At 64.6% G+C, this 11,699-nt stretch carries 7 protein-coding genes; 3 read left to right on the plus strand and 4 right to left on the minus strand.

The genetic code is table 11. The annotated features are described in order from the left end of the window. Positions 1 to 3 precede the first annotated feature (3 nt). The 4 genes from LDN95_RS06205 to LDN95_RS06220 all read right to left on the minus strand — a co-directional run bounded on the left by LDN95_RS06205 (position 4) and on the right by LDN95_RS06220 (position 4,630). Positions 4 to 795, minus strand: coding sequence for a DeoR/GlpR family DNA-binding transcription regulator (locus LDN95_RS06205; RefSeq protein WP_226016776.1), 792 nt, complete (start codon positions 793 to 795; stop codon positions 4 to 6). Between the two features lie 145 nt (positions 796 to 940). Then, positions 941 to 2,020, minus strand: coding sequence for an L-rhamnose/proton symporter RhaT (rhaT, locus tag LDN95_RS06210; RefSeq protein ID WP_226016777.1), 1,080 nt, complete (start codon positions 2,018 to 2,020; stop codon positions 941 to 943). 67 nt (positions 2,021 to 2,087) lie between these two features. Further along, entirely contained in the window at positions 2,088 to 3,233 is a 1,146-nt protein-coding gene (gene lldD / locus LDN95_RS06215; protein WP_226016778.1) for an FMN-dependent L-lactate dehydrogenase LldD, read from the minus strand. After that, complete coding sequence (locus tag LDN95_RS06220; protein WP_226016779.1) at positions 3,230 to 4,630, minus strand: FGGY-family carbohydrate kinase; 1,401 nt, start codon at positions 4,628 to 4,630, stop codon at positions 3,230 to 3,232. Before LDN95_RS06220 ends, lldD begins: the two co-directional genes overlap by 4 nt. Positions 4,631 to 4,756: 126 nt before the next feature. Here LDN95_RS06220 and LDN95_RS06225 point away from each other — a divergent pair, with 126 nt between their 5' ends. From LDN95_RS06225 to LDN95_RS06235, 3 genes are all read left to right on the plus strand, one after another. Further along, positions 4,757 to 6,868 carry a bifunctional rhamnulose-1-phosphate aldolase/short-chain dehydrogenase gene (locus LDN95_RS06225; RefSeq protein WP_226016780.1) on the plus strand — a complete coding sequence of 704 codons (2,112 nt, stop codon included), beginning with the start codon at positions 4,757 to 4,759 and terminating at the stop codon, positions 6,866 to 6,868. A gap of 65 nt (positions 6,869 to 6,933) precedes the next feature. Further along, positions 6,934 to 8,226, plus strand: a complete 1,293-nt coding sequence (gene rhaI, locus LDN95_RS06230) for an L-rhamnose catabolism isomerase (RefSeq protein ID WP_226016781.1) — start codon at positions 6,934 to 6,936, stop codon at positions 8,224 to 8,226. 47 nt (positions 8,227 to 8,273) lie between these two features. Next, the gene (locus LDN95_RS06235; protein ID WP_226016782.1) at positions 8,274 to 11,681 is read left to right on the plus strand and encodes a glycosyl hydrolase; all 3,408 of its coding nucleotides are present in this window, start codon (positions 8,274 to 8,276) and stop codon (positions 11,679 to 11,681) included. Positions 11,682 to 11,699 lie beyond the last annotated feature (18 nt).

Below are 11,699 nucleotides of genomic sequence, written 5' to 3' on the forward strand. Positions count from 1 at the left end.
TGATCAGGTTGCGACAACCAGCTCGACGCCGGCTGCTTCCACCTGACGGGCGGCGGCGGCGGGGATACCGGCATCGGTGATCAGGATGTCGACTTCATCCAGCCCGCAGACGATCGTGCCCGAGCGGTTATGGAATTTGGACGAATCAACCATCAGGATCAGCTGCTCCGCCCGGTCGATCAGACGCCGCTCGGCCGCCACCAGCACGACATCGGCCTGCATCACGCCTTGCGGACCGACGCTGGCTGCCCCCATGAATAGCTTGGGCGCATGGAAGCGCGGCATCGATTCCTCGCCCGCCGGGGCCAGAATGATGTTCTGTTCGCGAAACAGCGCGCCAGACGGCACCAGAATGCGTGTGGTCGGTTGCGGCAGCAAAGCGTTGACGATGTGCAGCGAATTGGTCAGCACTTGCAGGCCAAGCCCGTCAAGGTGCGGACACATTTGCAAGGTGGTGGTCCCACCGTCGACCATGATGCCTTCGCCCGCGCGGCACAGGGCGGCGGCGGCACGACCGATCGCCTGTTTGGCGACCAGATTCTCGGTGATCGACTGATCGAACGGCGTGCCCAGTAGCGTTGGCCCGTTGCTGACACTGCCGCCGGCATCGTCTTCCCCGACGAGTTTGGCCCCGCCGTGGACACGCACGATCGCGCCCTGTTCCTCAAGTCGGGTCAGGTCGCGGCGGATCGTGGCGGGTGAGGCCGACAACATGCTTTCCAGCGCGCGGTAGCTGACGAAGCCGGTCGGCTGCATCGCGTCGATGATCCGGCGTTCGCGCTCGTTGGCATGCATGGCGTCAGGTCGGCTCCGGTGTACGGTTCAAACGGTGGGTCAAGGCTCATTCCTGTCCACGGCGCTGCCGCTTATGGCTGTTCTGCCCAGCGAAATCCACGTCCGGTGTCCGAAGGCTGTCACAAAGTCGGCAAGACCCTGACGCTCAGCCGGTTGCCGCATTCAGCATGTTGCCTGCACCGATCACCACCGTCGCTCCGACCAGCAGGCCGATCCCGGTCCATACCATCGTGCGGGTGCGGGCGCTGGCTTCCTGCCATTCCTTGAGGGCGAACCCCCAGATCGTCGAAAACAGGATGATCGAGGCCATGTGCAGCGTCCAGCTTGAAAAGCCGTAACGTCCCATCTGGCTTTCGCCCATGGTGTAGAAGAAGAACTGGAAATACCACAGCGTGCCACCCAGCGCAGCCAGCAGGTAATTGGCCAGAACAGGCACTTTGCCGCCGGTTTGCGGATCGGCCGCCGCGCCGAAGAACTGGCCGAAGCTGCGGTTGCGCACGATCAGCCACGCGCACCACAGCGCATTGGTCGTCAGGCCCCCGGCCAGCACGACGCACAGCACCGGCAACCCCTGGCTCAACGGATCGGTGCCAGCGGCAAGCGTCAGATCGCGGACCGGCTGGCCTGCGGCAAGACCCCACGCGAAACAGCCCGACATCACGCCCGAGAATACCGCGATGGCAAGGCCCTTGCGCAAATCGAACTCGGCTACCCCCGCTGACGATCCGCCGGTACTGGCCAGTTCGCGCTCCTTGGCGCTGCCCGCCTGCGCGACGACGACGATGCCAACAAGCGTGATCAGGATGCCCAGCAAGGTCAGCTTGCCGCTGGTACTGGCCGCGATCGTGCCCAGCGTACCGGCAAAGATCGGCGGGCCCATCGTACCGATCACGGTGGTCAGCCCCAGCGCCACCGCCATGCCGAGCGACAGCCCGAGGTAGCGCATCGTCAGCCCGAACGTCAGCCCGCCGAAACCCCACATCGCGCCCCAGAACCAGCACCAGAACAGCGTCGAGGACGGCGCTGCCGCGAGTACGCCCAACAGGTCGTGCGTGCGCAGAGCGGCAAAAGTCCATGGCGCGATCAGCCAGCTGAACAGCCCCCCGGCCAGCCAGAACACCTCCCACGACCACCGCTGGATGCGCTTGTAGGGCACATAGAAGCTGGCCGAGGAGAACCCGCCGATCCAGTGGAAGAGCACGCCCAGCGCCGGGTTGCCGTTCATTCCGTCATCTCCTGATTGTTCTGGTTGTCGTTGGGGTTGCAAGGGGGGGCTGACGCTGGCGAGCAGGTCAGCGCCCGGCGAGGATCGAGCCGTCGATTTCAGACACGCGCGTCACGCCGGTCAGGGTCATCGCCACGCGCATTTCGGCTTCCAGCAGGCTCAGCATGTGCGCCACGCCCGCTTCGCCCTTTGCCGCCAGAGCATAGGCCCAGGCGCGACCGAGCAGCACGCCCTTGGCGCCGAGTGCCAGCATGCGCACCACGTCAAGACCCGAGCGCACCCCGCCATCGGCCAGCACGGTCAGCCGGTCGCCCACCGCATCGGCGATCGGGGGCAGCGCCCGCGCGCTCGACAGAACGCCATCGAGCTGGCGACCGCCGTGATTGGACACGACAATGCCGTCGGCACCTACCTCGGCAGCCTGCAGGGCGTCCTGCGGATCGAGAATGCCCTTGATAACAAGGGGGCCGCGCCATTCGGAGCGGATGAAATCAAGGTCATGCCACTGGATCGAATTGTCGAAGTTGGCGCGCATCCACGCGAAGAAGTCCTCGATCCCGGTCTTGCCCTCAAGCTTGCGGGCGATGTTGCCGAGCGCGTGAGGGCGCCCCATCACGCCGACATCCCACGCCCAGCCGGGCTTGAGCGCCCCTTGCAAGGCGCGCCGCATCTGGCCGATAGGCCCGGGAGATCCGGCAAGACCTGAATGATAGTCGCGATAACGGCTGCCCGGCGTTGGCATGTCGACGGTGAAGATCAGCGTCGAACAACCGGTTTCGGCCGCCTCTGCCAGCAGTTCGCGCACGAAGCCGCGATCGCGCGTCATATATAGCTGGAACCAGAACGGCTTGGCCGCAGCGGCGGCGACTTCGCTGAGCGAGCAGGCCGAGACCGTGGACAGGGTGAAGGGCACGCCTGCGCCTTCGGCCGCGCGCACTGCCTGACGTTCACCGCGCCGGGCATTCATCCCCGCAAGACCGACCGGCGCGAGTGCGACAGGCAGTGCCTGTTTGCGGCCGAACAGCGTGGTCGAGAGGTCGACTTGCGACATGTCGCGCATCACCCGCTGGCGCAGCGCCACGCTTTCAAGGTCAGTGATGTTCCGGCGCAGCGTAACTTCGGCGTAGGAGCCGCCGTCGATGTACTCGAACAGGAATTTGGGCAGGCGTCTGCGCGCGAGTTCGCGATAGTCGGATATGGACGCGGCAATCATGCAAAAGCTCCGATTTCAGCATGCCAGCGGCGGCGATAGGCATCGATCGGCCCATCGAGCGGTTCCACCCTGACCAGCGCACCTAGCGGTCGCAAGGCCGGATCGACAAGCCGAAGCGCACCGAATGAGACATCATTATGCGCATTGCCGACATATACTTGCGTTTGTGGGCGCAGCGCGGCGAGTGCACGCACGAACACATCGGCCTCGGAAAAGCGCCCTTCGACCAGCAGACGTTCGCATGATCCAATCAGATCAAGCGCGGTATCGGCCACCATTGCGGCGTAAAGACATGCGGCGGCACGGCGCTCGAACCAATCCTCGGGTCGGTTGATCCAGCCAAACGTGCCATGCGGAAAAGGACCGAACCCGCGCATCAACGTTGGCAGAACCATCTTTTGCAGCGCCAGTACTTCGGGCACCGCAGCCAGCAGGGCGGGCTGATCAGGGCGGATGTCGACGCGGCGGGTGTCGATCTCGATCAGTGTCTCGATCTCGCGCCCGCCCATGAAGCGCGCCGATGGCACCGGTTGGCCATAGGCGTCTACATTGACAAGGCAGTCGCGCGCCTCGGGCAGGGCGGCCATGTTCACGCCCGAGCGCGCCAATCGCATTGCCACGAACCAGGTGCCGGTCGACAGAACAGTCGCTTCATTGTCGGCGATCTCGGCAAAGCCGCGGGCAGCCAGCAGCGCCGCATTGGAATCATGCAGGCCAGCCAGCACCCGGACATTGCGCGACAGGCCGGTCTGGCTGGCAATCCACGGCAGCAATACCCCCACCGCATCGCCGGCCTTCGCCAGCGGGGCAAAGCGCTGCGCCCAGCCGCGTGTCCGTGCCATGGGTGCGAAGTCGGCGGCAAGCGGGTTCCACAAGTCGCTGTGGCAGCCAAGGCTGGTCACTTCGCTGGCGGCCACGCCTGTCAGGAAGTACGCCCAGTACTGGGCCCAGGGCAGCAGCGTGGCGCGGGCCATCACTTCGGGGTAGCGCTGTTCGAGCAGATGCAACTGGCTACCGATGTTCAGGCCATCGGGCAGCGCGGGCGATCCGGTGACGGCGAACGTATCGCGCGTGGTGCGATAGGCGGCCATCGTTTCGACCGGAATGGCTTGCTCATAATCGAGCGGGGCGAACGCCAGCGCGCCGCCATGAAGCACCGCTACGGCTGCGCCATGACCGACCGGAATGATGGTTTCAACCGGATGATCGGCAAAGTGCGCCAGCGTTTCCAGTAGCCACTGTCCAGTGCCGCCAGCATCGAGGCGCCGCAGGCCGTCAACTTCGATCGGCGCATTGGGGCGCACGTGCCGGTCCAGCAGTTCGCCGCATGCGGACCACAGGCTTACTTTGCTGAGGGTTTTGCCAAGGTCGATGACGATGGTGGTGCCGCGTGCCAAACCGCAATCTCTCCGCTTCGATTTTGTTGAAACAATCAATAGCAATCATTATTGATCGTTTCCAGCAAAAATGGTAGCAGGCGCTCAACAAGACGCAATGTCACCCGTTTACCCCGAAGGGATGCCATGAACGCCCAGACCCCCATCTCGCCCGCAGCGATCCCGTTTGCCGTGCCGACAAGCCGCTGGGATGATGCGGTTGCCGCCAAACTGAGTCCGGCCGAGCTGCTGCTGTACCGTTCCAACCTGCTAGGCAGCGACCTTACCGTCACCAATTTCGGTGGCGGCAATACCTCGGCCAAGCTGATCGAAGTCGATCCGTTGAGCGGCGAGTCGGTCGAAGTGCTGTGGGTCAAGGGTTCGGGCGGTGACATCGGCTCGATGAAGCTCGACGGCTTTGCCACATTGTACCAGCACAAGCTGCTGGCATTGGAAAAGCATTATGCCGGGCCGGATGACGACGACAAGATGGTCGGCTACCTGCCGCACTGCACCTTCAATCTGAACGGCCGGGCGGCCAGTATCGATACGCCGCTGCATTCGCTGCTGCCGTTCGCGCACGTCGATCACGTGCACCCCGACGCGATCATCGCGCTGGCGGCATCGTCGGGTGGCGAGGCGGCTACGCTGAAAATTTGGGGCGGCAAGATCGGCTGGCTCGGCTGGAAGCGACCGGGCTATACGCTTGGCGTGCAATTGCGCGACTATGTGGCCGCCAATCCGCAGGTCGAAGGCGTGATGCTGGCCGGGCATGGCATCATCTGCTGGGCAGACAGCGCCAAGGCCTGTTACGAACACACCGTGCAACTGATCGCCGACGCCGCGAACTATCTGAACGGCGAATTGGGTGATGCCCCCGCGTTTGGCGGGCAGGTCGTGGCGCCGAACCCGGATCGGGCGGGAATCGCCGCCGATCTGATGCCCCGCCTGCGCGGGCTGATGACCGGAGCGCGGCGCAAGGTCGGCCACTATTCCGACGATGCCGAGGCGCTGGAGTTCACCGGCAGCGCCGAGTTCGAGCGGCTGGCCGCGCTGGGCACGTCATGCCCTGATCACTTCTTGCGCACCAAGATCGCGCCGTTGACGCTCGATCCGCTACGCTTGCAGGACGATGGCTATCTCGCCGAAAAGCTGGCCGACTATCGCGCGATGTACGCGGCTTATTACGAGCGCTGCAAGCGAGCCAACAGCCCGGCGATCCGCGATCCGAATCCGGTGGTGGTGCTGGTGCCTGGTGTCGGCAGGATCACTTTTGCCACCGACAAGACGACGGCGCGGCTGGCCGGTGAATTCTACGGCAATGCCATCAACGTGATGCGCGGAGCCGAGGCGATCGGCAGCTACATCGCGCTCGACGAGCAGGAAGCCTTCGACATCGAATACTGGCTGCTGGAAGAGGCCAAGCTGCAACGCATGCCCGCGCCCAAGCCGCAAGTCGGTCGCATCGCGCTGGTCACCGGCGGAGCAGGCGGCATCGGCGCAGCGACAGCGGCGCGGCTGCTGGCCGACGGCGCCTGCGTGGTTCTGGCCGATCGCGATGCCACCGCCATCGAGGAGGTGCGCGCAGGCTTTGCCAAGCAGTTCGGCAAGGACGTGGTGCGCGCCGCCGTGTGCGACGTGACTGACGAAGCGCAAGTAAAGGCCGCTTTCGATCTGGCCGCACGCGAATTCGGCGGCCTCGACATTCTGGTCGCCAATGCCGGGATCGCCTCGTCCGCGCCGATCGAGGAGACGACGGTCGCGCTGTGGCGCAAGAACTATGACGTGCTGGCCGAAGGGTACTTCCTTACCGCGCGCGCGGCGTGGCCGTTGCTGCGCCGGATGAAGGAGCAGGGCGGCACTTCAGTGGTGTTCATCGGCTCGAAGAACGGGGTGGCTGCGGCCGCCGGTGCGTCGGCCTATGCCTCGGCCAAGGCGGCGGCGAACCATCTTGCCCGCTGTCTGGCGCTGGAAGGCGCGCCCTTCGGCATCCGCGTCAACACCGTCAACCCTGACGCTGTGATCAAGGGCAGCCGCATCTGGGACGGCGACTGGCGCAAGGAACGTGCAGGCGCGCACGGCATCGATGCGGGCAAGGAACTGGAAGAGCATTACCGTCAGCGCTCGATGCTCAAGCGTGACGTGCTGCCCGCCGATATCGCCGAAGCGGTGTATTTCCTTGCCAGCGATGCCTCGGCCAAATCGACCGGCAACATGATCAACGTCGATGCCGGTAACGTGCAGGCGTTCACACGCTGAATGACAACGCCCCCGTCCGCGTGATCAAGCAAGGCGCGGACGGAGTGGAGCCGGAGAGAATGACCATGACCGATTTGCCTATTTCCGCCGACCTGATTGCCGAACACAACGCCGCGCAGGTGCAAGCGCTGGATGAGGACTATGACGCGCTGGGGCGCAAGCTGGCGCGCAGCGGCATTGCCATCGATGCGATCAAGGACCGCGTGGCGGCGTTTTCGGTCGCGGTGCCTTCGTGGGGTGCGGGGCGCGGCGGTACCCGTTTCGCCAAGTTCCCCATCCCCGGCGAGCCGACCAACATCCACGAAAAGCTGGAGGACTGCGCGGTCATCAACCAGCTGTCACGCGTCACGCCCCGCGTCAGCCCGCATTTCCCGTGGGACAAGGTAAGCGATTACAAGGCACTGCGCGAAGAAGCAGCAGCGCTTGGGCTGGGCTTTGATGCGGTCAACTCGAACACCTTTCAGGACCAGCCGGGACAGCCGCACAGCTATTCCACCGGCTCGCTGTCCTCGACGCTGGAAGCGACGCGTCAACAGGCCATCGAACACAACATCGAATGCATCGAGATCGGCCGACAGATCGGTTCGACCGACCTGACCGTGTGGGTGGGCGATGGCACCAACTTTCCTGGCCAACAGGACTTTGCGCGCAGCCTTGATCGCTATCTTGAGGCCGCAGCGCAAGTCTATGCCGCGCTGCCCGACGATTGGCGGATGCTGCTGGAGCACAAGATGTTCGAGCCGGCGTTCTACTCCACCGTCATTTCGGATTGGGGCAGCTCAATTCTGGCGGCGCAGGAACTGGGGCCAAAGGCCAAGTGTCTGGTCGATCTGGGGCACCACGCGCCCAACGTGAACATCGAACAGATCGTGGCGCGCCTGCACCGGTTCGGCAAGCTGGGCGGATTCCACTTCAACGACAGCAAGTACGGCGACGATGACCTCGATTCGGGTTCGATCAATCCGCATCAGCTGTTTCTGGTGTTCAACGAACTGGTCGAGGCCGAACTGAATCCCCGAGACGGCTTCAACCCCAGCTACATGATCGACCAGTCGCACAATGTGACCGACCCGATCGAATCGATGTTGTCGAGCGCCGAGGCGATCACCCAGTGCTTCGCCAAGGCGCTGCTGGTCGATCGCGATGCCTTGCATGCGGCGCAAGGCACTAATGACACGATGATGGCGTTTCAGGCGCTGCGTCGCGCCTATACCATCGACGTAGCGCCGATCCTGGCGCGCGCGCGGGCAGATGCTGGTGGCGCTATCGATGTGCTCGCCGCCTATCGTGCCAGCCAGTATCGCGATCGCAAGGCGCAGGAGCGCAAGGCCGTGGGTCTTGGCGCGGGCATTGTCTGAATCTGGCGTATCAACAATAACAAGCCTTTGGGGCGGGAGATTCTGAGATGATCAAGCGGTTTGGCCTGATGGCGGCCACCTGCCTTGCCGGTGCGGCGCTGACCCCGGTCACGGCATTGGCGGACACGCCTGTGGCCACGACCCCGGCGAAGGCCCCGCCGACGGCCAAGCCCGAAGCGCTTGAACAGCAGTTCCTCGATCCCCCAAATTCGGCGCGTCCGCGCGTGTGGTGGCACTGGATGAACGGCAATGTCACCAAGGACGGCATTGCCAAGGATCTGGCATGGATGAAGCGGGTCGGCATCGGCGGCCTGCAGAACTTCGATGCGAACCTTGCGACCCCGCAGATCGTCGAAAAGCGGCTGGTCTACATGACGCCGGAATGGAAGGACGCCTTCCGCTTTGCCGCATCCGAAGCCGACCGGCTGGGGCTGGAAATGGCGGTCGCGGCATCGCCCGGATGGTCGGAAACGGGCGGGCCGTGGGTCGCCCCCATCGATGGTCTGAAGAAGCTGGTCTGGAGCCAGACGACGGTCGAAGGCGGTCGCAAGGTCGAGGGTGTGCTGCCATCGCCGCCCAAGGCCACCGGTCCCTACCTCGACGTGCCGTATCATGACGAAGTGGCCGCAATCGGTGGCGCAGCAGGGCCTCCAGTGCCCGAAGCCTATGGCGACATTGCGGTGCTCGCCTATCCGGTTGCTGCCGCAACGTTGCCTGTACCATTGGTGACCGGCAGCGACGGCAAGACCATCGATGGCGCCGCGCTGACCGATGACAGCCTCAAGACCGGGGTCGACTTGCCGCGCGGTACGGCGGAAAGCCCCACAACGATCCTTTACACTTATGACCAGCCGGTCAGCGTGCGCTCGGCAACCGTGTTCGTCGAAGGCGCCAAGGGGATGTTCTCGGGCGCCACTGTCGCCCCGGTGCTTGAAGCGAGTGATGACGGCGCCGCCTGGCGCAAGGTGGCCGACTTGCCGGTCGATGCCGCGCCGACAACGGTCAGTTTCCCGGCGGTGACAGCCAAGGCCTTCCGGCTGGTGCTTTCGCCACGTCCGTTCAACGGGTCGAACCTCGGCGATCCGGCACCGGGTTCGGACCCGGGTTTCTTTGTCCAGATGATGGCGGCCGCAGCCGCCGCGCCTTTGCATGTCAAGCAGGTGCGCCTTTCGGCCGAAGCCGTTGTCGACCGTTTCGAGACCAAGGCCGGTTTTGCCATTGCACGCGATTACTATGCGCTGGGCAACCCGGATGCAGCGGCTATTGGTGTCGATCCTGCGCGCGTGATCAACCTGACGGGCAAAGTGCGCCCCGACGGTACGCTCGACTGGACCGCACCCAAGGGATCGTCTTGGCAGGTCGTCCGGCTGGGCTGGAGCCTGCTAGGCACCACCAACCATCCCGCCACGCCCGAGGCGACCGGGCTTGAGGTCGACAAGTTCGATGGCGAGGCGGTGAAGGGCTATATCCAGCACTATCTGGGCATGGTGCGTGATGCCGCTGGGGCAGACTTGTTCGGCAAGAAGGGCGTGCGCGCGCTGCTGACCGACTCGATCGAAGTCGGTGCCGCCAACTGGACGCCCAAGATGGTGGCGCAGTTCAAGCGGTTGCGCGGTTATGACCCGACACCGTGGTTCCCGGCGCTGACCGGCGTGATCGTCGGTGATCGCGAGAAGTCGGACCGCTTCCTGTACGATTATCGTCGTACGTTGGCCGATCTGATGGCCGGTGAGCACTATGCCATGGTCGCGCGCATCGCCCGCGAGAACGGCCTCAAGCTCTATGGCGAGGCGCTGGAGGACAACCGCCCCTCGCTGGGCGATGACATGGCCATGCGCAAGTTTGCCGATGTGCCGATGGCGGCGCTGTGGACTTATGGCCGCAAGACCGGGCCCAACCCAAGCTATCTGGCCGACATGAAGGGCGCGGCGTCGGTGGCGCACGTCTATGGCCAGAACCTGGCGGCGGCAGAATCCATGACCGCCGCACTGGCGCCCTGGAACTATGCGCCGGTCGACTTGCGCCGCTACATCGATCTGGAATTCGCCAGCGGCATCAACCGCCCGGTGATCCACACCTCGGTGCACCAGCCGGTCGATGACAAGCTCCCCGGCCTGTCGCTGATGATCTTCGGCCAGTACTTCAACCGCCACGAAAGCTGGGCCGAGATGGCCAAGCCTTGGGTCGATTACATCGCACGGTCATCGCTGTTGCTGCAATCGGGCCGAAACGTGGCCGATCTTGCCTATTTCTATGGCGAAGAAGCACCCTTGACCGGGCTTTATGGCCAGTCGCCGGTTGCCGACGCTCCGCGCCTGCACGCGTGGGATTTCATCGGCGCCGACGCGCTCAACGCCGCCTTGCTCAATCAGGGCAATGAACTCGTCAGTCAGGGTGGCGCGCGGTATCGCGCGATCTATCTGGGCGGATCGTCGCAGCGGATGACGCTCAAGACCCTGCAAAGGCTGGCCGCTCTGGTTGAAGGTGGCGCGACTGTGATCGGTAATGCGCCAGTTGCCAGCCCCAGCCTTGATGACGACGCCGGGCAGTGGAGCGCGCTGGTGCACAAGTTGTGGCCGGGCGACGCCATGGCGACGGTCGGGCAGGGCAGGGTGATCGCCAGCCGCGATGCCGACGCTGCGCTGGCGCAGATCGGCGTGGCTCCCGATTTCCGGGCGACCGGAACCAGCAGCGACGCGCAATTGCTGTTCGTCCACCGCGAACTGGCCGATGGCGCGGCATGGTTCGTCGCCAATCGTCTGCCGCGTGACGAAGTGTTCGAAGCGCACTTCCGCATTTCCGGCAAGCAGCCCGAATTGTGGCATGCCGATACCGGCAAGATCGAGCCGGTCAGCTATCGGATCGAAAACGGCGAGACGGTGGTGCCGCTGACGCTGGCGGCGGAAAGTTCGGCCTTCGTCGTGTTTCGCAAGGCGGCAAAGGCGGATCGGCTGGACTTGCGCAAGTCGGTGCCGTTGCCGCTGGGGCCGCTGTCGGGACCGTGGAACGTGGCGTTCCAGTCGGGCCGGGGTGCGCCAGCCACCATCACGCTGCCCGCGCTCGCTCCGCTGGACCAGAATGCCGATCCGGGCGTGAAGTACTTCTCGGGCGTGGCGACTTATACCAAAGTGTTCAGGCTGCCCAAGACCTATCGGCGCGGACCGCTGTGGATCGACCTGGGGGCTGTGCGCGATCTGGCGCAAGTCTCGCTCAACGGGCGCGATCTTGGCACCGTTTGGCACCCGCCCTATCGGGTCGAGGCTTCTGCGGCGCTGCGCAAGGGCTTCAACACGTTGACCGTGAAGGTCGCGAATACCTGGGTCAACCGGCTGATCGGCGATGCCCAGCCCGGCGCGACCAAGGTAACGTGGACCGCGCTGCCGACCTACCGCGCCGACGCACCGCTGCGTCCGGCCGGGTTGGTCGGGCCGGTTACGCTCAGCAGCGACCGGTGATCGGGCGATCGGGCCGCT

This window comes from Novosphingobium sp. FKTRR1 (genome assembly GCF_020404405.1).
In the GTDB taxonomy this organism is placed as follows: Bacteria; Pseudomonadota; Alphaproteobacteria; order Sphingomonadales; family Sphingomonadaceae; genus Novosphingobium.

What these genes read in the sequence shown, in the direction of transcription:
- rhaI (WP_226016781.1), top strand. Translation starts at nt 6,934, where the DNA reads ATGACCGATTTGCCTATTTCCGCCGACCTGATTGCCGAACACAACGCC.
- LDN95_RS06225 (WP_226016780.1), top strand. Translation starts at nt 4,757, where the DNA reads ATGAACGCCCAGACCCCCATCTCGCCCGCAGCGATCCCGTTTGCCGTG.
- LDN95_RS06205 (WP_226016776.1), bottom strand. Translation starts at nt 795, where the DNA reads ATGCATGCCAACGAGCGCGAACGCCGGATCATCGACGCGATGCAGCCG.
- lldD (WP_226016778.1), bottom strand. Translation starts at nt 3,233, where the DNA reads ATGATTGCCGCGTCCATATCCGACTATCGCGAACTCGCGCGCAGACGC.
- LDN95_RS06235 (WP_226016782.1), top strand. Translation starts at nt 8,274, where the DNA reads ATGATCAAGCGGTTTGGCCTGATGGCGGCCACCTGCCTTGCCGGTGCG.
- rhaT (WP_226016777.1), bottom strand. Translation starts at nt 2,020, where the DNA reads ATGAACGGCAACCCGGCGCTGGGCGTGCTCTTCCACTGGATCGGCGGG.